General features: G+C 75.2%; 22 protein-coding genes. 10 read left to right on the top strand and 12 right to left on the bottom strand.

Going from position 1 to position 24,118, the window contains the following annotated elements:
- Positions 1–24 precede the first annotated feature (24 nt).
- Both INN71_RS06720 and INN71_RS06715 read right to left on the bottom strand, forming a co-directional pair.
- Entirely contained in the window at positions 25–723 is a 699-nt protein-coding gene (locus INN71_RS06720; protein ID WP_277498063.1) for a fasciclin domain-containing protein, read from the bottom strand.
- A gap of 291 nt (positions 724–1,014) precedes the next feature.
- Positions 1,015–2,643, bottom strand: coding sequence for a molybdopterin-dependent oxidoreductase (locus INN71_RS06715; RefSeq protein WP_301799939.1), 1,629 nt, complete (start codon positions 2,641–2,643; stop codon positions 1,015–1,017).
- A gap of 59 nt (positions 2,644–2,702) precedes the next feature.
- Between INN71_RS06715 and INN71_RS06710 the strand changes: the two genes are divergently transcribed.
- The 3 genes from INN71_RS06710 to INN71_RS06700 all read left to right on the top strand — a co-directional run bounded on the left by INN71_RS06710 (position 2,703) and on the right by INN71_RS06700 (position 5,893).
- Positions 2,703–3,623, top strand: coding sequence for an AEC family transporter (locus tag INN71_RS06710; protein ID WP_301799938.1), 921 nt, complete (start codon positions 2,703–2,705; stop codon positions 3,621–3,623).
- Between the two features lie 131 nt (positions 3,624–3,754).
- Entirely contained in the window at positions 3,755–5,092 is a 1,338-nt protein-coding gene (locus INN71_RS06705) for an LLM class flavin-dependent oxidoreductase (protein ID WP_301799937.1), read from the top strand.
- Between the two features lie 39 nt (positions 5,093–5,131).
- The gene (locus tag INN71_RS06700; protein ID WP_367619025.1) at positions 5,132–5,893 is read left to right on the top strand and encodes an enoyl-CoA hydratase-related protein; all 762 of its coding nucleotides are present in this window, start codon (positions 5,132–5,134) and stop codon (positions 5,891–5,893) included.
- 27 nt (positions 5,894–5,920) lie between these two features.
- Here INN71_RS06700 and INN71_RS06695 read toward each other — a convergent pair whose 3' ends face one another.
- Entirely contained in the window at positions 5,921–6,742 is an 822-nt protein-coding gene (locus INN71_RS06695; RefSeq protein ID WP_301799935.1) for a transglutaminase family protein, read from the bottom strand.
- Between the two features lie 148 nt (positions 6,743–6,890).
- Between INN71_RS06695 and INN71_RS06690 the strand changes: the two genes are divergently transcribed.
- The 5 genes from INN71_RS06690 (at position 6,891) to INN71_RS06670 (ending at position 14,436) form a co-directional block, all read left to right on the top strand.
- Complete coding sequence (locus INN71_RS06690; RefSeq protein ID WP_301799934.1) at positions 6,891–9,158, top strand: UvrD-helicase domain-containing protein; 2,268 nt, start codon at positions 6,891–6,893, stop codon at positions 9,156–9,158.
- 5 nt (positions 9,159–9,163) lie between these two features.
- A complete protein-coding gene (locus INN71_RS06685) occupies positions 9,164–10,303 on the top strand; it encodes a glycosyltransferase (RefSeq protein WP_301799933.1) in 1,140 nt (379 codons plus the stop codon).
- 174 nt (positions 10,304–10,477) lie between these two features.
- Positions 10,478–12,421, top strand: a complete 1,944-nt coding sequence (locus INN71_RS06680; RefSeq protein WP_301799932.1) for an anthranilate synthase family protein — start codon at positions 10,478–10,480, stop codon at positions 12,419–12,421.
- A gap of 10 nt (positions 12,422–12,431) precedes the next feature.
- Positions 12,432–13,022, top strand: coding sequence for an aminodeoxychorismate/anthranilate synthase component II (locus INN71_RS06675; protein ID WP_301799931.1), 591 nt, complete (start codon positions 12,432–12,434; stop codon positions 13,020–13,022).
- Between the two features lie 109 nt (positions 13,023–13,131).
- Positions 13,132–14,436 carry an anthranilate synthase component I family protein gene (locus INN71_RS06670; RefSeq protein ID WP_301799930.1) on the top strand — a complete coding sequence of 435 codons (1,305 nt, stop codon included), beginning with the start codon at positions 13,132–13,134 and terminating at the stop codon, positions 14,434–14,436.
- A gap of 52 nt (positions 14,437–14,488) precedes the next feature.
- Here the strand turns inward: INN71_RS06670 and INN71_RS06665 are convergent, their stop codons facing one another.
- From INN71_RS06665 to INN71_RS06630, 8 genes are all read right to left on the bottom strand, one after another.
- Complete coding sequence (locus INN71_RS06665) at positions 14,489–15,100, bottom strand: DUF3558 family protein (protein WP_301799928.1); 612 nt, start codon at positions 15,098–15,100, stop codon at positions 14,489–14,491.
- On the bottom strand, positions 15,093–16,517 hold the full coding sequence (locus INN71_RS06660; RefSeq protein ID WP_301799927.1) for a S1C family serine protease: 1,425 nt from the start codon (positions 16,515–16,517) through the stop codon (positions 15,093–15,095). Before INN71_RS06660 ends, INN71_RS06665 begins: the two co-directional genes overlap by 8 nt.
- 61 nt (positions 16,518–16,578) lie before the next feature.
- A complete protein-coding gene (locus INN71_RS06655) occupies positions 16,579–18,129 on the bottom strand; it encodes a HAMP domain-containing sensor histidine kinase (protein ID WP_301799926.1) in 1,551 nt (516 codons plus the stop codon).
- Positions 18,126–18,821 carry a response regulator transcription factor gene (locus INN71_RS06650; protein WP_277498077.1) on the bottom strand — a complete coding sequence of 232 codons (696 nt, stop codon included), beginning with the start codon at positions 18,819–18,821 and terminating at the stop codon, positions 18,126–18,128. Before INN71_RS06650 ends, INN71_RS06655 begins: the two co-directional genes overlap by 4 nt.
- A 64-nt stretch (positions 18,822–18,885) precedes the next feature.
- Complete coding sequence (locus INN71_RS06645; protein ID WP_277498078.1) at positions 18,886–19,764, bottom strand: fructosamine kinase family protein; 879 nt, start codon at positions 19,762–19,764, stop codon at positions 18,886–18,888.
- Positions 19,761–20,339: a low molecular weight protein-tyrosine-phosphatase gene (locus INN71_RS06640; protein ID WP_301799925.1), complete on the bottom strand. Its 579-nt coding sequence runs from the start codon at positions 20,337–20,339 to the stop codon at positions 19,761–19,763. Before INN71_RS06640 ends, INN71_RS06645 begins: the two co-directional genes overlap by 4 nt.
- Complete coding sequence (locus INN71_RS06635; RefSeq protein ID WP_301799924.1) at positions 20,336–20,731, bottom strand: phage holin family protein; 396 nt, start codon at positions 20,729–20,731, stop codon at positions 20,336–20,338. Before INN71_RS06635 ends, INN71_RS06640 begins: the two co-directional genes overlap by 4 nt.
- 51 nt (positions 20,732–20,782) lie before the next feature.
- Positions 20,783–21,454, bottom strand: a complete 672-nt coding sequence (locus INN71_RS06630) for a GntR family transcriptional regulator (protein WP_301799923.1) — start codon at positions 21,452–21,454, stop codon at positions 20,783–20,785.
- A 123-nt stretch (positions 21,455–21,577) separates the two neighbouring features.
- On the opposite strand from INN71_RS06630, the gene INN71_RS06625 reads away from it, so the two are divergent.
- A complete protein-coding gene (locus tag INN71_RS06625; RefSeq protein WP_301799922.1) occupies positions 21,578–22,519 on the top strand; it encodes a dimethylarginine dimethylaminohydrolase family protein in 942 nt (313 codons plus the stop codon).
- A gap of 6 nt (positions 22,520–22,525) precedes the next feature.
- On the opposite strand, the gene INN71_RS06620 is transcribed toward INN71_RS06625, so the two are convergent.
- On the bottom strand, positions 22,526–23,401 hold the full coding sequence (locus INN71_RS06620; RefSeq protein ID WP_301799921.1) for a PfkB family carbohydrate kinase: 876 nt from the start codon (positions 23,399–23,401) through the stop codon (positions 22,526–22,528).
- Positions 23,402–23,551: 150 nt separating this feature from the next.
- Between INN71_RS06620 and INN71_RS06615 the strand changes: the two genes are divergently transcribed.
- Positions 23,552–24,109, top strand: coding sequence for a VanZ family protein (locus tag INN71_RS06615; RefSeq protein WP_277498085.1), 558 nt, complete (start codon positions 23,552–23,554; stop codon positions 24,107–24,109).
- Positions 24,110–24,118 lie beyond the last annotated feature (9 nt).

The following is a 24,118-nucleotide window of genomic DNA, read 5'->3' as shown; positions in this document are numbered from 1 at the left end:
TTCGGTGTTCTCGCAGTCAGTCCGTCACGCGGGCGGCAGCATGACGCTGTCGATCACGTAGACGGTGGCGTTGGCGGTCTGGATGCCGCCGCAGAGGACGGTGGCCTCGGTGCCGGTGGCACCGGACGTCACGCCCTGCTCCGCGTCACCCTCGACCGTCAGCATCGCGCCGTTGAGGGTCTCGTGCTCGCCGGCGACCTCGTCGGGCTCGAGGCGCTCGGGCACCACGTGGTAGCTGAGGACCGGGGCGAGAGCACCCTCGGGGTCGGCCGTCAGACCCGACATGACGTCGGCCGGGACGGCCTCGAAGGCACCGTTGAACGGCGCGAAGACGGTGAGGCCCTCGGCCGAGTTGAGCTGGTCGGCGAGACCCGGCACCAGGCCGACGGCGCCCACGAGCTGCGAGAGCAGCGGGTTGTTGCTGGCCGCGGTGGCGACCGGGTCGACGGTCATGCCCTCGAGGGAGCCGGCACCGTCGGTCGGGATCTGGCCACACGCGTCGCCGAACACGGCGGACTCGGTGGCGGCGCCGTCCGAGCTGGCGTCGGACGAGGCCGACTCGCTGGGCGACGACGACTCCGAGGTATCGCCGGACGAGTCGCTGGCGCCGTCCTCGGAGGAGGAGTCGTCGGAGCACGCAGCCAGGCCGACCGACATGGTCAGGGCGAGGGCGGCGATCCCGCTCGCGCGACGGATCGTGGAGCGGTGGGAGATGGTCTTCATGGTGATGGCCCTTCCGGTTCGTCGTCCCGCACTGTCCGGCCGGCCTCTGCTTGACCGGTCCCTCCGCGGGCTTGCACAGGTAGTTCGGTGGTGCTCCGGGGACGGATTGGACGCGGGCGAACTTTTTCTCGGGACTTTCCGCCGAGTCGTCGCGAACGGTCGGCGCGGGGCCGTCGAGTCGTCGCCAGCTGCGCCGGGCGGGTCCGGGCCGGCACACGGACGAGCTGCCGCCACTCCCGACGTACGGGGGTGACGGCAGCTCGGTGGCGTGCGGTTCGCGACGACTCGGCGTCAGGCGACCTGGATGGCGCGGGTGTGCAGGCCGCTGGAGCCCTCGGGGAACGGGGCCATGCGGGCGTCGGTCTGCACCTCGCCGTCGACGTCGGTGGCGCGGACGGTGACGGTGTGACGGCCGGACTCGGTGGCGTCCCACTCGTAGTACCACTGCCGCCAGTAGTCGACGCCGGCGTCGGCGCCCAGCGTGGCCTCGGTCCAGCCGCCGCCGTCGATCTGCACCTCGACCTTCGCGATGCCGCGGGTCTGGGCCCAGGCGACACCGGCGATGACGACCTTGCCCGGCTCCATCTCCTCGGCGGCCTTCGGCACGTCGACGCGCGAGGAGATCTTCACGGGCGCCTCGGTGGCCCAGCCGCGCTCGGTCCAGTAGGCGACCTCCTCGTCGTACGTCGTGAGCGTCAGCTTCGTGAGCCACTTCGTCGAGCCGACGTAGCCGTAGATGCCCGGGATGACGAGGCGCACGGGGAAGCCGTGCTCGCGGGGGAGCGGCTCGCCGTTCATGCCGACGACGACGAGCGCGTCGCGGCCGTCGGTGGCGACGTCGAGGGGGGTGGAGATGGTGAAGCCGTCGACCGCCGTGGAGAGCAGCTGGTCGGCGCGGTCGCCGACGCCGGCGCGGTCGAGGAGGTCGGTGAGGGGCACGCCCAGCCAGCGCGCGGCGCCGACGTACTGCCCGCCCACGTCGTTGGAGACGCAGGTCATCGTGATGTCGCGCTCGACCATGTCCATGTCGAGCAGCTCGTCCCACGTGATCGTCAGCTCGTTCTCGACGTCGCCGTCGATGGTGAGCGTCCAGTCGTCCTGGTCGACGACCGGCACCGTCAGGTTGACGTCGACGCGGTAGAACTCGTCGTTCGGCGTGCGGAACTTCGAGAGGCCGTCGATGTCGAGGCCGTCGGGCAGGTCGGGGTCGGAGTCGACGGCGGTCGGCAGCACGATGTTGCCGATGCGGGTCTTGACCGAGCCGATCCACTGGCCGACCGCACCGGCCGCGGCGGCGGTCACGGCGAGGACGCCGCCGGCGACGAGCACGCCGCGACGCGTGGGGCGCGGGCCCGTGGGGTGGTCGGTCGCGCCGGCACCCTCGGTGTCCTGGGTCGTGGCCTCGCGGGGGGCGTCGGCCGCGGTCGTCGTACCCGGTCCCACCCCCAGCGCGGTGCGGTGGAACCACCACAGGGCGGCCGCACCGGTGAGCGCGGTCGCCAGGGCGGGCACGACGTCGACGACGGACGCGGTCGGGCGCACGAGCGCCAGCACGCCGGCGACGCCGACGAGCACCAGCAGCAGCGCGAGCCCGACGACGAAGCGGCGGGCGGCGATGATGCCCGCCACCGCGGCGAGCAGCAGCGTCACCAGCAGGACGGAGCCGATGAGGATCGGCTTGTCCGCGTTGCCGAAGTTCGCGACCGCCCACTCCTTCACCGGCGTCGGCGTCAGGTCGATGACGGTCGAGCCGACCGCGAGCACCGGCGAGGCGGACGGGTCGAGCAGGGCGGCGACGAGGTGGCCGACGGCCATCCCGACGAGGGTGGCGAGGACGCCGCCGAGAGCGGCGATCGCCGTGCGGGCGCGCCCGCCGGCGGCGGGGCTGCGGTGGGTCGTACCGCTCGCTGAGGTGGCCATGGGAGGTGTTCGTCGCCGCCGGTGCGGCGGATGGGTCGCCCCGCCCGTAGGGTCGCGGCGTGACGGCGGTGCTCGAGGGGTTCGCGACGATCGGCGTGCTCATCCTCGTCGGCGTGCTGCTCGCCCACCTGGGCGTCATCGACCTCCCGGGCCAGCGGGCGCTCTCACTGCTGGCGTTCTACGTCGCCAGCCCGGCGCTGCTGATCACCGTGCTGGAGGACGCCGACATCGGCGCCGTGCTCTCCTCCACCCTCGTCGCCTCGGCCGCCGCGGTGGTGGTCACGGCGACCGTCTACGTCCTCGTCGCCCGGCTCGTGCTGCACCGCGACCTCGCCCACACGGTGGTCGGGTCGCTGTGCTCGGCCTACGTCAACGCGGGCAACCTCGGCATCCCCATCGCCGCCTACGTGCTCGGCGACGCCGCGCTCGTCGCGCCCGTCCTGCTGCTGCAGCTGCTCGTGCTGCAGCCGCTGGCGCTCACCGTGATGGACGTCGCCGTCGCCGAGCAGCGGCTCTCGGTGTGGCGCATCCTCAGCCGGCCGCTGCGCACCCCGCTGACCGTCGGCTCCGTGATCGGCCTCGTGCTGGCCGGCACCGACGTCGAGCTGCCGCGGGCCGTGCACGACCCCCTGGAGCTGCTGGCCGCGATGGCGGTGCCGAGCATGCTGCTGGCGTACGGCGTGTACCTGCGGCTCGGCCCGCGTCCCGGGCTCAACGACGCCCCGGAGCTGCTCCTCATCACGGCGCTCAAGCTCGGGGTGCAGCCGGTCGTCGCGTGGGCGGTCGGGCGGTTCGTGCTGGGGCTCGACGACACGGCGCTGCTCGCCGTCACGGTCATCTCGGCGCTCCCGACCGCGCAGAACGTCTTCGTGCACGCGACGCGCTACGACCGCGGCGTCGTGCTCGCCCGCGACGCGGTCTTCCTCACGACGGTGCTGTCCGTGCCCGTCGTGACGCTCGCCGCGGCGCTGGTGGCCTGAGCCCCGCCGCCGCGGCGCTGGTGGCCTGAGCCCCGCCGCCTGGGCGCGGTCCACGGTTCGGGACGTCGGGGGCCGCGGTCGGTCCAAACCGTAGTGTCTCGATCGACTTAATCCCCCACGAGGAGGTCCCCGTGACCCGACAGCTGCACCTCGGCGGTTTCCAGATCGCGTCCCACGTCACCCACTCCCACGCCGCCTGGCGGCACCCCGGCTCCGACCCCGGGTTCCTCGACGCGGAGTACTACCACCGCGTCGGCCGCACCCTGGAGCGCGGCACGTTCGACTTCGTCTTCTTCGCCGACCTGCTCGCGGTGCCGACGAACTACGGCGGCGACCAGGACGAGGCGCTGCGCCGCGGCACCCAGGCCAGCGCGACCCTGGATCCCACGCTGGTGGCGACGAGCATCGCCGCCGTCACGCGTCACCTCGGGGTCGCGGTCACCAAGAGCACGACGTACTTCCACCCGTTCGAGGTGGCGCGCGTGTTCGCCTCGCTGGACCACCTCAGCCGCGGCCGCGTCGCCTGGAACATCGTCACGTCGTTGAGCACGGCAGAGGCCCGCAACTTCGGCCTGGAGAACGCCCTGGACCACGACCTGCGCTACGACCGCGCGCAGGAGTTCGTGGAGGCGGCCGTGGCGCTGTGGGAGAGCTGGGAGCCCGACGCGCTCGTGCAGGACAAGGCCGCCGGGGTCTTCGCCGAGCCCGCGAAGGTGCACGCCGTCGACCACGACGGTCTCTTCTTCAAGACGCGCGGCCCGCTGCCGACCCCCCGTTCCCCCCAGACCCGGCCGGTGCTCATCCAGGCCGGCGCCTCGGGGAAGGGCAAGGACTTCGCGGCCCGCTGGGCCGACGCCGTCTTCGAGATCGATCCGACCCCCGAGGGCCGCCGGGCGTACTACGACGACCTGAAGAGCCGTGCCAGCGACGCCGGCCGGGACCCGGACACCGTGAAGGTCTTCCCGTCCTTCATCCCGTTCGTCGCGGAGACGGCGTCGATCGCCCGCGAGAAGCAGGCGTTCCACAACGAGCTCGCCGACCCGATCTCGGGACTGCTGACGCTCTCGGTGCACACCGACCACGACTTCTCGACGTACGACCTGGACGCGCCCGTGGAGGACGTGCAGGTCGCGGGCACCCAGGGTCTCTTCGACGTCGCGCGACGGCTCGGCGAGCGCGACGACCTGACGTTGCGCGACATCGGTCGGCTCTACGCCCAGGGTGTGCTGCTCCCGCAGTTCGTCGGTACGGCCTCCGACGTCGCCGACCAGATCGAGGAGGGCTTCACCGGGGGCGAGGCCGACGGGTACATCCTCTCCGCGGCCCAGTCGCCCGGCACCTTCGACGACTTCGTCGACCAGGTCGTGCCCGAGCTGCGTCGCCGCGGCCTGTTCCGGGAGGAGTACACGGGCCGCACGCTGCGCGACCACCTCGGCCTGTCCGCCACACCGGAGCCGGTCCTGCGCTGAGGGGCGACGGCGGGCACCCGAGACGGCAGGATGCCCGCCATGACCGACGAGCTCGTCCACCTCGCCCACGCCGACACCGCCGACGGCCGGGTCGCCACGATCACCCTCGACTCGCCCCACAACCGCAACGCACTGTCGCGCCAGCTGGTCACCGAGCTGCTCGGTCACCTCGCGGCGACGGCCGACGACCCGGAGGTCAAGGTCGTCGTGCTCCGCACCGCGCACCGGGTCTTCTGCTCCGGCGCCGACCTGTCGGAGGCGGCCACGGCGCCGATGGAGGAGGGCGCCCGCGCGGTCGTCGAGCTGCAGCGCCGGATCGTGGCGCACCCGAAGCCGGTCGTCGTGGCACTGCCCGGCCCCGTGCGCGCCGGCGGCATCGGCATCGTGGCGGCCGCCGACGTGGTGGTGGCCAGCACCGCCGCGACGTTCGCGCTCACCGAGGTCAAGCTCGGCGTGACCCCGGCCGTGATCTCGCTGACCGTGCTGCCCCGGCTGACGTCCCGGGCCGCGAGCCTCGTGGCGCTGGGCGGCGAGGTGTTCGACGGCGCCCGCGCCGCGGCGTACGGGCTCGTGACCACCGCCGTCGAGCCCGTCGAGCTCGACGCCGAGGTCGACCGGGTGGTGGCCGCGCTCGCGAGCGGGGCGCCGCAGGGCCTGGCCGAGACGAAGGCGCTGCTCAACCGCGACCTGCTGGCCCGCATCGACGCCGACGGCGAGCGCCTCGTCGAGCTCAGCGCGCGGCTGTTCCGCTCCGACGCCGCCCGCGAGGCGATGACGGCGTTCCTGTCGCGGGGGCGGTGAGCGGTACGCCGTACCCGCGGGCCCCGCTCAGGTGATCGCGACCAGCTCGTCGAGGTCGTCGCCGGGCAGCGTGCCGTCGACGATCGCGAAGACCTGCGAGGACAGCAGCTCGATCTGGCCGCCGTGGTTGTCGCAGAACGCCGTGTCGGAGGCGTCGCGGCCCGTGGCGATGCGCACCAGCGAGGAGCGCGGCGCCAGGCAGGTGGCGTCGGCGACGAACCACGTGTCCCCGACGAGCGCCTCGGCCACGGCGTGGAAGTCCATCGGGTCGCAGCCCGGCGCGTAGACCGCCGCCAGCCGGGCCGGCACGCCGAGCGCGCGCAGCAGCGCGACGGTCAGGTGGCTGTAGTCGCGGCACACGCCCGCGCCCTCGAGCAGCGTGTCGGTCGCGCCGTCGGTCGGCTTGCTCGCGCCGGGCACGTAGTCGAGGCGTGCCCCGACCCACGCGGCCACGCGCGGCAGCAGCACCTGCGGGGCGTCGCCGTGCTCCTCGAGCACCTCGGCGAACTCGGTCGCCGCGAAGCCGAAGAACTTGTCGGCCTCCGCGTAGCGGCTGGGCCGCAGGTAGAGGGAGCGCTCGTACGCCGTGCCCGCGACCTGCTGCGCGCGTCCCCGCACGGTCGCCTCGTAGGTCACGACGAGCCGGCCCCGCCCGGGGTCGAGCTGGTGGATGCGGGCGCCGGAGGGGTCGCGGATCTCACGGACCTCCACGGGGCGCCCGTCGAGGGTGCAGCTGAGGTTCTCCGTCACCTGGCCCTCGTCGTACCGGCCGCTGACGGCGACCTGCAGCTCCAGGTCGGTGGGGTCGAGCACGTCGATCTCGAGGCGGCAGCCCATGTCGCGCTTCACGGGCCCATTGTGCGGGTCCACGGGTCGTCGCGGGATATCACGGCGGTCACGTCCCGCAGGTAAGGTTTCCTGCTTGTCCCGTCGGTGTGGGTACGACGGACGCAGGGTCCCGCGCCGGGGCCCGTCGGAGGGTGCGGAAGGTGCAGAAGTGACGCAGGACCAGGCGCCGGAGGACGGCGCGCAGCAGAGCGAGGACCTCGCCGCCCGCGAGGTGGCGACGGAGCAGGCGTTCGTCGACCACGTGCAGGCCCAGCTGGTGCACTCCACCCAGCGCGCCCAGCGCCTCGCGGCGGAGGGCCACGCCCGCGGCAAGCTCGGCCACGAGGGCGGGCTCGTCGAGCGCGACGCCATGGTCTTCCAGGCCGCGAAGCGCATGGCGCAGCTCGACGCCGCCCACGAGGGCCTCGTGTTCGGCCGCCTCGACCTCACCCAGGACCGCGACCCCGAGCCCCGCTACGTCGGCCGGATCGGGCTGCGCGACGAGCAGCACGACATGCTGCTCATCGACTGGCGCGCGCCCGCGGCGGCGGTGTTCTACCAGGCCACGGCCGCCACGCCCCAGGGCGTCGTGCGGCGCCGCGTGCTGCGCAGCACCGGCAGCACCGTGCTCGGCGTCGAGGACGAGCTGCTCGACGCCGAGGGCCAGGCCGAGGCGGAGGCCGCCGGGCGCAGCCTGCCGATCATCGGCGAGGGCGCGCTCATGGCCCAGCTGTCCCGCGCCCGCGACCGGTCCATGCACTCCATCGTCGCCACGATCCAGGCCGAGCAGGACGAGGCGATCCGCGCGCCCTCGAAGGGCGTGGTCTCGATCTCCGGTGGCCCCGGCACGGGCAAGACGGTCGTGGCGCTGCACCGCGCGGCGTACCTGCTCTACAACGACCGCCGGCGCTTCGAGACCGGCGGCGTGCTCGTCATCGGTCCCAGCGGCGTGTTCATGCGCTACATCGAGCGGGTCCTGCCGAGCCTCGGCGAGACCGCGGTGGCGCTGCGCTCGCTGGGCGAGGTCGTCGACGGCGTGCGCGCGAGCCGCCACGACGAGCCGCGGGTCGCCGACGTCAAGGGCTCCGCCCGCATGGCCGAGGTGGTGCGCCGCGTCGCCCGCCAGCAGGCGCCCGGCTCGCCGACCGAGTTCTCCGTCTTCTGGCGCGACAACCGCATCGTGCTCGACCGCGGGGTGCTGGGCCGGATCCGCCGCCAGCTGATGAGCCAGGGTCTGCGCAACCGGCAGCTGCCGCGCGTGCCGCGGGCGCTGCTCGACGCGATGTGGCGCCAGGTGCGCTCGGAGCGCGGGCGCGACCTGGGCCGCGAGTTCTTCGACGAGGACATGCTCGACAACGCCGCGTTCGTCGAGTTCGCGACCGCGTGGTGGCCGCCGCTGTCGGCCGTCGAGGTGTTCACGTGGCTGCGCGACCCCGAGCTGCTCGCCCGGGTCGCCGACGGCCTCCTCGAGCCCGAGGAGCAGCGCCTCCTCGTGAAGTCGTGGGGCACCGGCCCCGTCGACCCGCGCACGGGCGCCGGGCTCAGCATCGAGGACGTGCCGCTCGTCGACGAGCTGCGCTACGCGCTGGGCGACGTGCCGGCCGCGACCGAGTCGGACACCTCGCTCGACGACGTTCTCGGCGCCGCGGAGGGCGGCGTCGACCTGCAGGAGCTGACGACGGCGTCGGACCGGGAGTACGCCCCGTCGGGCCGCGCCTGGACCCCGCCGACGCACCGCATCGAGGACGACCCCTACGCCCACGTGCTCGTCGACGAGGCGCAGGACCTGACGCCGATGCAGTGGCGCATGGTCGGCCGCCGCGGCCGCACCGCGTCGTGGACGATCGTCGGCGACCCGGCGCAGTCGTCGTGGCCCGTGCCCGCCGAGGCCGCCGCCGCGCGCGCCGAGGCGCTCGAGGGCAAGGTCGAGCACTCCTTCCACCTGTCGACGAACTACCGCAACTCGGCCGAGATCTACGCGTACGCCGCCGCCTACGCCGCGCGCGTCGGCCTCGACGCCGACCTGCCGGACGCGGTCCGCCGTACCGGCACGGCGCCGGTCGAGACCGGCCCGGTCGCCGACGCCGACCTCGAGGCCGCCGTGCGCGCCGAGGTCGCCCGGATCGCGGGCGAGGTGGCCGGCACCGTCGGCGTCGTCGTGCCCGTCGCCCGCCGCTCCGAGGTCAACGCGTGGCTCGCCTCGTGGCCCGAGCTGGCGCAGGACGCGCCGTCGGCCGCCGCGTCGGTCGACTCGGCGAGCGCGCCGAGCGGCACCGACCGCGTCGTCGTGCTCACCGGCCTCGACACCAAGGGCCTCGAGTTCGACGGCATCGTGGTGGTGCGCCCGCAGGAGATCGAGGACGAGTCGCAGACGGGGCGCGCGACGCTGTACGTCGTGCTCACCCGCGCCACCCAGCTGCTGTCGACGGTCGGGTGAGCCCGGTGAGCGGTGCGGTGACCGGCGGGGAGCGACCCGGCGCGGGCCTGCGCGTGCTGGTCGCGACGGTCGTGCACCACCCCGGCGACGCGCGGATCGCGCACCGCGAGATGGGCGCGCTGCTCGACGCGGGGTTCGAGGTCACCTACCTGGCGCCGTTCTCCGGCTTCGCCGTGCCGGCTCGCCCGGGGGTGACGGTGGTCGACGTGCGCCGCTCCTACGGCCGCCGCCGCCTCGGCGCGCTGCTCGACGCCCGGCGCAAGATCCGGGCGCTGGCGCCCGAGCACGACCTCGTGCTGCTCCACGACCCCGAGCTGCTGCTCGTCGCGGGCGCCGCCGGGCGCACACCCGTGGTGTGGGACGTGCACGAGGACGTGCCCGCGACCGTCGAGATCCGCACCTGGATCCCGACCTGGCTGCGCGTGCCGCTGGCCGGCTTCCTGCGGTTCCTGCTGGGCCGCGCCGAGCGGCGCCACCACCTGCTGCTCGCCGAGCACGGCTACCGCCGGCTGTTCCGCGGCGACCACCCCGTCGTACCGAACTCCACGTCCGTGCCCGCCACCGTGCCCGGCCCCGACGCCGACGGCCCCGCGCGGGTCGTCTACCTCGGCTCGCTGACCCGCGACCGCGGCGCCGACGAGATCGTCGCGCTGGCGCGCGAGCTGGCCGACCGCGGGCGCGACGACGTGCGCGTCGAGGTCGTGGGTACGGCGCACGGCACCGTCGGCGCCGCGCTGCAGGCCGCGCACGACGCGGGCACGCTGGTGTGGCACGGGTTCGTGCCGAACGACCGGGCGCTGCCGCTCGTGCAGGGAGCGGTCGCCGGGCTGGCGCTGCTGCACGACGAGGCCAACCACCGGGTGTCGCTGCCGACGAAGAACATGGAGTACCTGGCGCACGGCGTGCCCGTCGTCGCGACCCCGCTGCCCGAGGTCGAGGCGTTCCTCGCGGCCTCCGGCGGCGGCGTCGTCGTGCCCTTCGGCGCGGCCCCCACCGACGCGGTGCTGGCCCTGGCCGACGACCGCGAGCGCGCCCGGGCGATGGCGGAGCGCGGCCACGCGTACGTCGCCGCCCACCACAACTGGGACCGCGACCGCGCCGTGCTCGTCGAGCACCTCGCCCGCTGGGCGCACGCGGGCCGCTGAGCGGTCGCCGGGCGTGGTTTCGAGGGGTTGCCAGAGCAACCCACCTCAACCACCGGAGGTCGATGCGGCGCGGTGGTCGAGGTGGCCGCGCCAGCGGCCCTCGAGACCACCTCCGGTCCCCGGGCCTGGGACGGCGGCGAGGCGCGCCGTACGGGGAAAGTAGGCTCACCTGCCATGACCACGCCCCCCGCCGCCCTGACCGTCGAGGACGCCCTCGCCGCGCTCCAGGGGCACGAGGCGTGGGCGATCATCCGGCGCTCGACGCGGGCGGGCGACCGTGACACGGTCGGGTTCGTGGGCGGGCGGCGCTGGGTCGCCGAGTCGATCCTCGACATCCCCCTCGAGACGGGCGTGCCCGCGCCGGGCCGCACGTGCGACCGCCTCGTGGCCGTGCCGTTCCGCCAGGTCGCCGAGCGCGGCTTCGAGGCGCACGACGACGGCACGCCGCTCGTGGTCGTCGACGTCGAGGACGAGTTCGAGTTCTCCGTGGCCGAGGTGGTCGCCGCGCTGCCGGTCGGCGAGGTCGAGTTCACCGACCGCGGGGGTTTCGAGATCGACGACGACGCCTACGCGAAGGTCGTCGACCAGGTCATCACCGAGGAGATCGGGCAGGGCGAGGGCGCGAACCTCGTGATCGGCCGGCAGTACCGCGCGGTCGTCGCCGACTGGAGCGCCGAGAAGGCGCTGACGGTCTACCGCCGCCTCCTCGAGCGCGAGCGCGGCGCCTACTGGACGTTCTGCTTCTTCACCGGCGACCGCTACCTCGTCGGCGCCAGCCCCGAGCGTCACGTCAGCGTGCACGGCGGCGACGTGCGCATGAACCCCATCTCCGGCACCTTCCGCCTCCCGCGCGGCGAGGCGGCGGCCGCCGAGCTCAAGCCCCGGCTGCTCGACTTCCTCGCCGACGAGAAGGAGGTCTACGAGCTCTTCATGGTCGTGGACGAGGAGCTGAAGATGATGTGCGACATCTGCCACGAGGGCGGCCAGGTGCTCGGCCCGTTCCTCAAGCCGATGTCGCACCTCGTGCACACCGAGTACCTCCTCGCCGGCCGCACCGACCGCGACGTCCGCGAGGTGCTGCGCGACACGATGTACGCCGCCACCGTCACCGGCAGCCCCGTCGAGAACGCCTGCCGCCTCATCAAGGCCCACGAGCCCGGCGGCCGCGGCTACTACGGCGCGGCGCTCGCGGTCCTCGGCCGCGACGAGCAGGGCGAGCCCGTGCTCGACAGCCCCATCGTCATCCGTACGGCGGACGTCGACGTCGCCGGCAACCTCACCGTCACCGCGGGCGCGACCCTCGTGCGGGACTCGGACGCGGCGTACGAGGTCGCGGAGACGCACGCCAAGGCGGGTGGCATCCTCAGCGCCTTCGGCCTGGTGCCCGCCGCCCCGGCCAGCGGCGTCGACGTGCACGAGCTCGTCGCCGACGAGGACGTGCTGCTCGCGCTCAACGCCCGCAACCGCCGGCTCTCCTCGTTCTGGTTGACCGACCAGGCCGGCGAGGACGCCGACGCGGACCTGGCCGGGCGCAGCGTCGTCATCCTCGACGGCGAGGACGACTTCGTGAACATGCTCCGCCACGTCTTCGCCGTGCTCGGCATGACGAGCGAGGTCGTTCGGCACGAGGCCTACGCGCCGGGCGCGCTCGACGGGTTCGACCTCGTCGTGGTCGGCCCCGGGCCGGGGGACCCCCGCGACGGCGACGACCCGAAGATGGCGCACCTGCGCGCCGCCGTGGCCGAGCTGATGGCGACCGAGCGGCCCTTCCTCGCCGTGTGCCTGGGCCACCAGGCGCTGTGCCACCACCTCGGGCTGCCGCTGGCGTTCAAGGACATCGTGTTCCAGGGCACGCAGTCGCCCGTGCGGATGGACGGGCGCACCGAGCGCGTCGGCTTCTACAACACCTTCGTCGGTCGCGTCCCGACCGACGAGGTCGGCGCGGACGGCCGCGCGGCGGTGAGCGGCGGCGTACGCGTCGAGGCCGACCCCGCGACCGGCGACGTGCACGCCCTGGCGGGGCCGCACTACCGCGGCATCCAGTTCCACGCCGAGTCGATCCTCACCCAGAACGGCTTCGACATCCTGCACCGCCTGGTGCGGGAGCTGCTCGTCTGAGCCGGCCCCGGTGAGCCGCCCGGACGCGCCGGACGTCGTGGTCGTCGACCACCACGACTCCTACACGCAGAGCCTCGCCCACCTCGTCGCCGCGGTGACGGGCGAGCTGCCGCGGGTGGTGCAGCACGACGAGGTCGACGCCGCCGACGTGCTGCGCCACTCCCACGTCGTGCTGTCGGCCGGGCCGGGCCACCCCGAGGTCGAGCGCGACTTCTCGGTCGGGCGCGCGGTGCTGCGCGCCGGGGCCCGGCCCGTGCTCGGCGTCTGCCTCGGGCTGCAGGGCCTCGTGACGGCGTACGGCGGACGCGTCACCCGCCTCACGCCCGCCCACGGCGAGGTCGCCCGGGTGCGCCACGACGGGCGCGGGGTGTTCGCGGGCCTGCCGCAGGGCCTGGCCGCCGTGCGCTACCACTCGCTGGGCGCCGTCGCGGTGCCCGACTGCCTCGAGGTGTCGGCGACGTGCGCCGGCGAGCCGGGCGAGCCGGATGTCGTCATGGGTGTGCGCCACCGCGACCTGCCGCTCGAGGCGGTGCAGTTCCACCCCGAGTCGGTGCTGAGCGAGCACGGCGCGGAGATGGTCGCGGCGTTCCTGGGGCGCTGAGCCCGTCCCACCGCCCCCGCCCGGCCCCCGTTCGTGGTGGCAGCGCCAGACATCCCGCGGCGCTCCTACCACGAACCCGGGTGCGCGCGGCTCGGCTACGGTCCTGCCCGTGCCCCCGCCGGACCCCGACGTCGACCTCGAGGCGCTCGCGACGGCGTACCCCCGCTGCGTCTGGCTCGACGGCGGCGCCGGGCGCGCCTGGTCGGGGCGCCGCTCGTTCGTGGCGGGCCTGGAGCCCGAGGACGTGTCGCTGACGTACGACGCGGTGGCCGGCGAGGTGCGCCGCTGGACGGGCCGGCCCGGTCGCTGGCGCAGCACCGTCGTCGGCGACGACCCCTTCACCGTGCTCGCCGCCGAGGTCGAGCAGGAGCCGGGGGCGCGGTGGTTCGGCTACCTGGGGTACGCCGCGCGCCGCGACCTGCCCGCCCTCCTCGACGCGGCCGACCCGCCCGAGGCGGTGTGGCTGCGGCCGAGCCGGGTGCGGGAGGTGCAGCACGGCCCCGTCCCCTCGGCCCCCGCGATGCCGCCCGCCGACCGCCCCCGCACGCCGCCCGGCGACGTGTCCGGCGCCGTCCCCGCCGCCTACGCCGCGGCGTTCGACCGGGTGCAGGAGGCGCTCCACGCCGGCGACTCCTACGAGGTCAACCTCACCCACCGCGTCACCGCCCGCACCGACCTCGAGCCGTGGGCGGCCTACACCCGGCTGCGCGCGGCCAACCCCGCGCCGTACGCCGGGTTCCTCCAGCACGACGTCACGGGTACGGGCGACGCCGCGCCCCACCGCGCCCGGGCCTGGCTGCTCGGCTCGTCGCCGGAGCGGTTCGCGCGCATCGGCACGACGGGCGGCGCCCGGGTCGTGGAGACCAAGCCGATGAAGGGCACCGCCCCGCGCAGCGCCGACCCCGTCGAGGACGCCGCGCTGCGCGACGCGCTGGCCGCCGACCCCAAGACGCGCGCCGAGAACCTGATGATCGTCGACCTGCTGCGCAACGACGTCGCGTCGGTGAGCCGCCCCGGCTCGGTGCGGGTGCCCGACCTCATGGCGACCGAGACCTACCCCGGCGTCCACCAGCTCGTCTCGACGGTGGTCGGCGAGCTGCGCGCCGAGGTCGGCGTGGTCGACGCCGTCCGCTCGCTCTTCCCCGCCGGGTCGATGACGGGCGCCCCCAAGCTGCGCACGATGGAGGTCGTGGCGGCGGTGGAGGGGGCGTCGCGCGGCCCGTACGCCGGCGCGCTGGGCTGGCTCTCGGGCGAGGGCGCCGACCTGGGCGTGGTGATCCGCAGCCTGTACGGCGCGGATGGTCGCACGTGGCGCGCCGGCACCGGCGGGGGCATCACGGTGCGCTCGCGCGTCGCCGACGAGTGGGCCGAGGCCGGCTGGAAGGTCGAGCGGGTGCTGGGCGCCCTGCGCTGAGCCTGCGTCGTACCTGCGCTGAGCACGAACGGGGCCACGGACGGCGAGAGGCTCAGCCGCCCAGCGCCACCAGCTGCTCGAGCACGGTGGTGACGGCCGCGCGCTGGGTCGCGACGTCGTACGGCGCGGGCACGCTGAGGTTCACGATGTCCACGAGCGCGTCGTGCGAGGCCAGACCGGTCATGGCGACCGCGTCGTCCCCAGCGTCGGTGACGAGCCGGGCCCCGTCGGCGCCCGCGACGGTGAGGTCCTCGGTCGGCGCCGCGATCTCGCCGAGCGTCGCCCCCCAGATGGTCTCGAAGTCGGCCGCCGCCGCGACGGTGGTGATGGTCAGCACGACGACGTCGGTGGCGACGTCGGTGTAGGTGCAGCCCCGGTACGTCGCCGCCCCGGCCGGCTCCTCCCGCACCGGGTCCACGCCGAGCAGCGCGGCGACCTCCTCCGGCGTGGCGGCCGCGCAGGGGTCGGGCACCTCCCGGGCGGCCCCCGCCGTACCGCTCACCGACGGGTCGGCGGTGGGGAAGCTGGTCTGCGTCGACGCGCCGGCCGGCAGGTCGTCGCCGTCGCCGCCGCAGCCCGCGAGGGCCACGGCGCCCAGCAGCGCCAGCCCGACGGCCCGCACGGCGGCCCGGGTCGGGCCGCCGTGTCGTCGTGGGTCATCCATCCAGGTCGCTGCCCATCGTCACGGTGGTGGTGGTCTCCTGCTCGCCGTCGTCGAGGAACGTCACCTCGACCTCCTCGCCCACCTCGTGGTCGAGGACCGCCGTCAGCAACGCCTCCGTGCCGTTCACGTGGATGTCGCCGACCTGCACGATGATGTCACCCGGCTCCAGGCCGGCCTCGTCGGCCGCCCCGCCGCTGTCGACGTCCGTCACCACCGCCGCTCCGTCGACGATGTCGTCGATGACGGCGGTCTCGGCGGCCACGCCGAGGGAGGCGTGCTCCGGCTCCTCGCCCTCCCGCAGCTGGTCGACGACCACGTTCGCGACGTCGATCGGGATGGCGTAGCTGATGCCGATGAAGCCGGCCTCGTAGCCCGTCTCGCCCTGCGCCAGCTCGATCGCCCCGTTGATGCCGACCACCTCGCCGCGCAGGTTGACCAGCGGCCCGCCCGAGTTGCCCGAGTTCACCGCGGCGTCGGTCTGGATGGCCGGGTAGGCCACCAGCTCGTCCGGCAGCGACAGCACGAACGGCCGGTTCATCGCGCTCACGATGCCCGCGGTCACGGTCGACTGCAGGCCGTACGGCGCGCCGATGGCCACGACGGCCTGGCCGACCTCGGTCTCGTCCGAGGAGCCCAGCGAGGCGACCGTCAGGTCGTCGGGACCCTCGGTGATCTCCAGCAGCGCGACGTCGAGCAGCGGGTCGCTGCCGACGACCTCGGCGGTGCCGAACGAGCCGTCGTAGAAGGTCAGCACGATCTCGTCGCCCGGCGACGCCGAGTCGACGACGTGGTGGTTCGTGATGATCTCGCCGTCCTCGGAGACCACGAAGCCCGAGCCCTGGGAGTAGCCGCCCTCCACCGGCACGTTGATCTGCACGACCGCCGGCAGCACGACGTTGGAGATGTCGTTGACGGAGACCAGGTCGAGCGGGTCGAGGCTCTCGGTGTCGATCTCCTCGGCGTCGATGCGGGTGTCGCCGCCCGTGCCGGTGCCCTCGCCCGGGGCCTCGAAGATCCCCTCGTCGACCAGCGCGGAGTAGCCCGCCGCGCCGCCCACGCCGCCCGCCAGGCCGAGCGCCAGGGCGCCGGCGAGGAGGCCGACGCCGCGACCGCCTCCGCTGCGCTCGCGCCGCGCGCGCCGGGGCGTGGCCGGTCCCCCCTGGCCGGGCCCTTGCTGGCCCTGCTGGCCGTGCTGACCCTGCTGGCCGAACGGCTGGCCCTGGCCCGGCTGGCCCGGGTGGGGCTGCTGGCCGGGCTGGCCGGGGTACCCCTGCTGACCGGGGTAGCCGGGGCCCGCGCCGTGCTGCGGGTGGGAGGGCGCGCCGTACGACGGGGGCGCGGGCAGGCGGGGGGAGGTGCCGGGGGGAGGGCCCACGGGTCCGCGGCGGTCCGGGCGCGGCGGCTGCTGGTCGGTCATGGCGGTGATCCTTACCCCGCCCGGCCCCGGCTTGCACCTGCCGCGCCGCGCCGGGCGAGGTTCAGGCGCCGGCGGCGTCGGGGTGGAGCGGCGAACCGGGCAGCTGCAGGGTCATCCGGGCCCCGCCCGACGGGGACTCGCTGGCCGCGACGGTGCCCGCGTGCCGCTCGGCGACCTGCCGCACGATCGACAGCCCGAGACCCGAGCCGGGCATCCCGCGGGACTCGGTGGAGCGGAAGAAGCGCTCGAAGACGTGGGGGCGGTCCGGCTCGGGGATGCCCGGGCCCTCGTCGTCCACGGTGAGGATGCCGTTGGCGAGCGTCGCCACGACGCGGCCGCCCGCCGGGCTCCACTTCGCGGCGTTGTCGAGCAGGTTGGTGATCGCGCGCTCCAGCGAGTGCGACTCGCCCACGAGCCACCACGGCGCGGCGCGCACCTCGAAGGTGACGCTCGGGGCGCGCAGCCGCACCCGCGAGACCGACCGGTCGAGCACCTCGACGAGCGAGACCGGCTCCACCACGTGGCGCACCTGCTCGTCGCGGGCCAGCTCGACCAGGTCGCCGATGAGGGTGCTCAGCTCCATGATCTGGGCGCGGACGTCGTCGATGAGCTCGCGGCGGGTCTCGGGGGGCAGCACGGCCGCGGCGGACGCGCTCTCGGCCTGGGCGAGGAGGTCGAGGTTCGTGCGCAGCGACGTCAGCGGCGTCTTCAGCTCGTGGCTGGCGTCGGCCACCAGCTGCCGCTGCCGCACGCGCGAGGCCTCGAGGGCGGTGAGCATCTGGTTGAACGCGGTCGCGAGACGGGCGATCTCGTCGTCGCCCTCGACCTGCAGCGGGCGCAGGTCCTCGGTGCGGGCGATCTCCTCGACCGCGTCGGTGAGCCGGCGCACGGGCCGCAGGCCGTTGCGTGCGACCGCCGTGCCGGCGAGACCCGCGAGGAGCACGCCGCTCGCGCCGAGCACGACCATCACGAGGCCGAGCTTGCCGAGGAACGCCTGCTGCGACGCGGTCTTCTGGGCGAGCATGAGCGCGCCGGCGTACTCCGACGTGCCCTCGATCCCCACCGGGTTCGGCAGGGGCACGGTGGCGATGCGGTAGCGCTCCCCCTCGATCGTCACGGTCCGCAGCACGGCGTGGTTCGCCGCGCCGGCCGCGACCTGCAGCTCGTCCTGGCCGAAGGGCAGCGCCCCGTCCTGGTGGCCCTGCAGCAGCTGGGTGCCGCTCACGGTCAGCAGCACGACGCGCACGTCGCTGGCCTCGTCGAGCCACGGCTGGGTGTCGTAGGTCGTCACGGCGTCGCCCTTGTAGACGCTCGCCGTGGTCTGCGCGCGCTCGACCAGCTGCTCGTCCATCGTCTGCTGCATCTGCACGCGCACCACGAGGTAGACGCTCAGCGACAGCAGCGCCACCGTCGTGCCCACCGCGATGGTGGTGAGGAGCGTGACCCGGCTGGCCAGGGAGCGCCGGTAGTGCCAGCGCCGGCCGTCGGGCAGGTCCGGCAGGTCGGGGTCGGCGGGGGCGCCGAGGTCGCCGTCGTACGGCGGGGGGCCGGCGGGCCGGGGCGCCGGGGGGAGGGGAGCGGCGGGGGCGGGGCTCCCGGGGCGGGTGCTCACGCTTCCTTCAGGACGTAGCCGACGCCGCGGACCGTGTGGATGAGGCGCGGCTCGCCCTCGGCCTCGGTCTTGCGGCGCAGGTACCCGACGTACACCTCGAGGGAGTTCGCGGTCGTCGGGAAGTCGTAGCCCCAGACCTCCTCGAGGATGAAGGAGCGCTCCAGCACGCGGCGCGGGCGGCGCAGGAACATCTCGAGCAGGGTGAACTCGGTGCGTGTGAGCTCGATGGCACGCGAGCCGCGGCGCACCTCGCGGGTGGCGACGTCCATCGTGAGGTCGGCGAACGACAGCGACTCGTCGGCCTGCTCGGTCGGCACGACCCGGCGCAGCAGGGCCCGCACGCGGGCCAGCAGCTCCTCGAGCGCGAAGGGCTTGGTCAGGTAGTCGTCGGCCCCCGCGTCGAGGCCCTCGACCCGCTCGCCCACGGCGTCGCGCGCGGTGAGGACGAGGATCGGCACGTCGTTGCCCGCCGCCCGCAGCGCCCGCGTCGTCTCGAGCCCGTCGAGGCGCGGCATCATCACGTCCATCACGACCACGTCGGGCGCGGCGGCGGCGATGCCCGCGAGGGCCTCCGCGCCGTCGCCGGCGGTGGCCACGACGTACCCGTTGAACTCCAGGGAGCGGCGCAGCGACTCCCGCACGGCGCGGTCGTCGTCGACGACGAGCACGCGCGATCCCTTGGTGTCCGGCACCCGTCGAGTATGCCGAACGTCTCTGAGGCCGCGCTGAGAGACGGGCGGGATCGGTCGGGCGCGCTCAGGAGTACGCCGACGCGACGGCGGCGGCGCGGGCGCCGTACCCGCCGCCGAAGAGCGCGGCGTGGACCAGCAGCGGGAAGAGCTGGTGCAGCGGCACGCGGTCGCGCCAGCCGCCGACGAGCGGTCGGCCGGCAGCGGCCGCGGTGTCCTCGTAGGCGTCGCAGAGCTCGGCGAGGTGGGGCAGGCCGAAGAGCGCGAGCATGGCGAGGTCGACCTCGCGGTGCCCGCCGTACGACGCGGGGTCGACGACGTGCACGGTGCCGCCCACGCCCCACAGGACGTTGCCGTTCCACAGGTCGCCGTGCAGCAGGGCCGGGGGCTCCTCGGGCAGCAGCCCGGCGAGGCGGGGTAGGACGGCCTCGACCTTGCGGGCGTCCTCGGGCAGCACGGCGCCGCGGTCGCGGGCCAGCTTGAGGTAGGGCAGCACGCGGCGCACGGCGTAGAACTCCGCCCACGTCGCGCCCGGCGGGGCGGAGCAGGGCAGGGGCAGGCGGCCGATGAAGCCGTCCTGCTCCGCGCCCAGGATCGCGGGGGCGAGGTGGGTGCGGGCCAGCGCGGCGCCCAGCGCGGCGGCGGCGTCGGCCGACGGGCGGCCCGGGTCGACCCACCGCAGGATCACGCAGTCGGACGCGGCGGCCAGCACCTCGGGGACCTCGACGCCCCCGGGTACGCCGGCGAGCCGCGCCAGCCCGCGCGCCTCGGCCTCGAAGAAGCCGGCCGGCGCCCCGGGGCAGGTCTTCATGAGCGCGTTGCGCCCGTCGGCCAGGCGCAGGCGGGTCGCGGTCGAGGTGTCGCCACCCGCGACGGGCGAGGTGGCGGCGACCGCGGTGCCGAGCAGCTGCTCGGCCCGGCGCGCGACGAGGGGCTGGCGCGTCATACCGCACCCCCGGTCGGGGCGGGGGAGGTCGGGGCGGGCCCGGGCGCGGCTGAGGGCGCGCGCAGCAGGGCGCCCAGCTCGGCGACGAGCGCGTCGGCGACCCGCTCGACGACGGCGAGCGTGGCGTCGAACCCCTCGGGGCCGCCCGCGTACGGATCGGGCACGTCGCCCGTGCCCGCGGGGTCGAGGTCGCGGAAGAGCAGGACGCGGTCGGCGGCGTCGCCCGCGAGGGCCCGCACGTCGGCGACGTTCGTGGCGTCCATGCCGAGCAGCGGGTCGAAGCCGGCGGCCTCGTCGGCGTCGAGGCGGCGCGCGCGGTGGCGGGTGGCGTCGTACCCCCCGCGGGTCAGCACCGCCGCGGACCGCTCGTCCATCGGGCCGCCCACGTGCCAGCCGCCCGTGCCGAACGAGCGCACCTCGACCGCGTCGGCCAGACCGGCCGAGGCCAGGCGCGCCTCGATCACCACGTCGGCGACGGGGGAGCGGCAGATGTTGCCGAGGCACACGACGGCGAGCCGGTACGGCGCGGAGCCGTCCGCGCGGGTGGGTCGGGGCGGGGGGAGGACCCCCGTCACCCGCGCACCTCGGTGTCGGTGACGGCCTCGACGATCCACGTGACGACGGTGATGACGATCGAGGCGCCGAGCGCGGTCCAGAACCCGTCGACCGTGAAGGGGATGTCGAAGCGGTCCGCGACCCACCCGGTGAACAGGAACATCGCGGCGTTCACGACGAAGAGGAACAGCCCGAGCGTCAGCAGGATCAGCGGCAGCGACAGCAGCTTGACCAGCGGCGTCACGAACGCCGTCACGACCGAGAAGATCAGCGCGACGCCGAGCAGCGGGAGGATCTTGTCCTCGATCTCCGCCTGGCCGGTGGTGGCGCCGTCGAACGCGATGCCGTCGAACAGCCACGCGGCCACGGCGATGCCGAGCGCGTTGACGAGGACCCAGGCGACGAACTTCACGCACCCGATCCTAGGCAGGCCGGGCCAGGGGTACGGCGGGTCGCGCGCGGCTCAGCGGGCCCCGAGGGCGCGCAGGATGTCTTGCTCGGCGAGGGCCAGGTGGTGCTCGACCTCGGCCGCCGCGCCCTCCACGTCGCCCCGGTCGAGCATCGCCACGAGCGCGCCGTGGGTGTGCGCCTGGTCGTGGGCGTTGCGCTCCGCGCGGTCGATCTGGGCGAGCACGAGCTTGAGCTCGGCGACGAGCGAGCGGGCGGTCGCGACGAGCCGCGGGGACCCCACGAGACCGACGAACGAGACGTGCACGGCGAGGTGCTTCTCGTTCAGCTCCGCGTACGACGCCTCCCGCCCCACCGCGTCGGTGTACGCCGCGACCGCCTCGCGCACGGCGGTGCGGGCCGCCTCGTCGGCACCCGCCCAGTGGCGCACGCCGGCCACCTCGAGCACGGTCCGGGCCCGGCAGACGTCGCGCACGGACGCGACGTCCGGCACGGCCACCGTCACGCCGCGGTTGGGCTCGCGGGTGGCGATCGACTCGGCGACCAGCACGGTCAGCGCCTCGCGGACCGTGGAGCGCGCGACGCCGAGGGAGGCGGCGAGCGCGACCTCCCGCAGCGGCGTACCCGACTCGAGCTCGCCGTCGAAGACCGCGCGCCGCAGCTCGTCGGCCACGCGCGCGACGGTCGAGGTCACCTCGACGCGCAGGCCGGCGTAGGGATCGGACACGCCCCGCATCATCGCGCGTCCGTGAGCCCGGCGACACCGGGGCCCGTCGTCTTGGCGGGTGGGGCGCGGCCGTGCCACACTCACCGGCGGTCGGATTGTCGGACAATCAACGGAGGTGGACGGATGCGCACGGACCTGGTGGACCAGCCGAGCTCGGTGGTGGAGCGGGAGACGGAGCGGGTCGCCGACCTGCCGTGGGGCCGCTCCTACCTGACGGTGAGCCCCGACCACTTCCGGGTCGACTACGTCATCAACCCCTACATGGACCCCGCGACGCAGCCCGAGCCCGAGCGCACCCGCGAGCAGTGGCACGGCATGCTCGCCGCCCTGCGCGACGCCGGCGCCCGCGTCGACGTGCTGCGCCAGCGCGGCGACAGCCCCGACATGGTCTACGCGATGAACCTCGGCCTGCCGTTCACGCGGGCGGACGGCACCCCCGCGTTCCTCGCCTCCCACATGCGCTACCCGCAGCGCCGCGCCGAGACCGCGAGCGCCGTGGCCTGGGCCGAGGCGCGCGGCCGGGAGGTCGCGTACGTCGGCCGCGACGGCGTCGGCGCGCACGTCGAGGCCGGTGACCTGTTCCCCTTCGGCGGCGAGCTGCTCGCCGGGTTCGGCCCGCGCACCGAGGACGCGGCGCTGGCCGGCATCGCCGCCGCGCTCGAGGTGCGCGTGCGGGGGCTGCGGATCACGCACCCCGGCATGTACCACCTCGACCTCGCCTTCTGCCCGCTCGACGAGCGCCGCGCGATGGTCTGCCCGGCGGCGTTCGACGAGGAGTCCGCGGCGGCGCTGCTGGCCGCCGTACCGGAGCCGCTGGTGCTCGACGAGGTCGAGGCGCTGACGTTCTGCGCCAACTCGGTGGTCGTCGGCCGCGCCGTCCTCATGCCGGCCTGCCCGCCGCGGGTGCGCGAGCAGCTCGAGGCGTGGGGCTTCGACGTGGTGCTCGTCGACGTCTCCGAGCTGCACAAGGGCGGCGGCTCGATCCGCTGCCTCACCAACCCCCTCGACGTCGTCGTCGGCCGCGACCTCGTGCACGTGCCCGGCGGCGAGGTCGTCGGGGGCTGAGCCCCGTCAGCCCGGCTGCGCGCCCGCCCACTCTGTGCTGCGGGCGGCGGCGACGACGGCCGCGGTGAGGGCGGCGGCGCGGTCGGCGCCCCGGGCCAGTGCCGCGGTCAGCGTGCCTGCGAAGGTGTCGCCGGCCCCGGTGGTGTCGACGGGCTCGACCTGCGGGCTGGGTACGACGGCACCCGCCCACCGCGCGCCCGCCGCACCCAGCGTCGTGCAGGCGCGCGGGTCGTCGGCGGCGAGCCCGAGCCGCGCCGCCTCGACCTCGTTGACGACCACCACGTCGTCGGGGCCCAGCCGGGACAGCAGGGTGGCGAGCCGGTCGCGTCCCGCGGCGTCGTCGGGCACCGGGGAGGCGTTGACGACGAGCCGGGCGGACGTCGCCGCGACGGCGTCGAGGAGCGCCTCCACCGCGGCGAGCGGCACCTCCAGCTGGGTGAGCACCACGTCGGCGGCGGCCAGCACGGCGCCCGCCCCGGCCACGTCGGCGGCGTCCACGGCCCCGTTCGCCCCCGCGACGACCACGATCGAGTTCTCGCCCGCGTCGTCCACGAGGATCGTCGCGCTGCCGGTCGGCGCGGCCGCGTCGGCGGCCAGGTGCGTGGTGTCGACGCCGAGGTCGTCGAGCCGGGCACGGTACGCCGCCCCCTCGCCGTCGGCGCCCACCCGTCCGACCAGCGCGACGTGCGCGCCGGCCCGGCGCGCGGCCGCCGCCTGGTTGGCGCCCTTGCCGCCCGGTCCGAGCGTCATCGAGCGCGCCAGCACCGTCTCGCCGGGCGCGGGCAGCGCCGCGAGCCGGTGGACCCGGTCCACGTTGACCGATCCGACCACCACGACGCGGCCGGTGCGGGCCGGCGTACCGGCGTCGGGCGGGGTGCTCACGGAGGTCCTCCAGGTGCGCGGGTCGCGGTGTGGGAGCGGTAGGAGCGGCAGGGGAGGACTATCGCAGGCACCGCGACCCGCCCGCCCGGCGAGCGGGACCGCCGCTCGCGCTCAGCCGACGCACAGCCGGCCCCGGTAGGTTCTCGCGTCGTGGTGACCTACGGCGGACCGGCGGTGATGCTGCTCGGCGCGGTGCTCGCGGGCGTCGTGCTCGCCGGGGCCGCGGTCGTGGCGGCACGCCGCACGGGCCCCGTGTTCGCGGTCGCCGCGGCCGGGTTCGCCTGGTGGGTGGTGGTGATCGCGCTCGTCACCCTGGTGCCGGCGGGCGGCACCACGGGCTGGGTCGCGGCCGAGACGCGGGCCGCGACGTGCTCCTTCGACGTCGGCGGGCCCGCCCCCGACGGGTTCTGGATCTTCGACGGCGGCCAACGGCTGCTCAACACCGCCCTCTTCGTGCCCGCCGGCGCGCTGGGCGCGCTCGCCGCCTGCCGCTGGCGGGCGGGCTGGGGCCTGGTGCCGCTGGTGGCGGCGGGCCTCGCGCTCTACTCCGTCGGCATCGAGTGGACCCAGCTCGAGCTGGCACGCATCGACCGCGCCTGCGACGTCACCGACGTGATCGACAACGCGACCGGCGCCGCGCTGGGCGCCGCGGGCGGGGTGCTGCTCGCCGTGGTGCTCCGCCCGTGGCGCGCCCGGCGCACCCCCTAGCCTGGCTTC

Origin of the sequence: Nocardioides sp. ChNu-153 (assembly GCF_030466625.1) — a bacterium.
GTDB lineage: Bacteria > Actinomycetota > Actinomycetes > Propionibacteriales > Nocardioidaceae > Nocardioides.
The sequence above is the reverse complement of the archived record's forward strand: the minus strand, read 5'-3'. Positions and strand labels throughout refer to the sequence as shown.

Coding starts and splice junctions, on each gene's coding strand:
- INN71_RS06720 (WP_277498063.1), bottom strand. CDS start 723: ATGAAGACCATCTCCCACCGCTCCACGATCCGTCGCGCGAGCGGGATC.
- INN71_RS06715 (WP_301799939.1), bottom strand. CDS start 2,643: ATGGCCACCTCAGCGAGCGGTACGACCCACCGCAGCCCCGCCGCCGGC.
- INN71_RS06700 (WP_367619025.1), top strand. CDS start 5,132: ATGACCGACGAGCTCGTCCACCTCGCCCACGCCGACACCGCCGACGGC.
- INN71_RS06680 (WP_301799932.1), top strand. CDS start 10,478: ATGACCACGCCCCCCGCCGCCCTGACCGTCGAGGACGCCCTCGCCGCG.
- INN71_RS06665 (WP_301799928.1), bottom strand. CDS start 15,100: ATGGATGACCCACGACGACACGGCGGCCCGACCCGGGCCGCCGTGCGG.
- INN71_RS06660 (WP_301799927.1), bottom strand. CDS start 16,517: ATGACCGACCAGCAGCCGCCGCGCCCGGACCGCCGCGGACCCGTGGGC.
- INN71_RS06645 (WP_277498078.1), bottom strand. CDS start 19,764: ATGACGCGCCAGCCCCTCGTCGCGCGCCGGGCCGAGCAGCTGCTCGGC.
- INN71_RS06625 (WP_301799922.1), top strand. CDS start 21,578: ATGCGCACGGACCTGGTGGACCAGCCGAGCTCGGTGGTGGAGCGGGAG.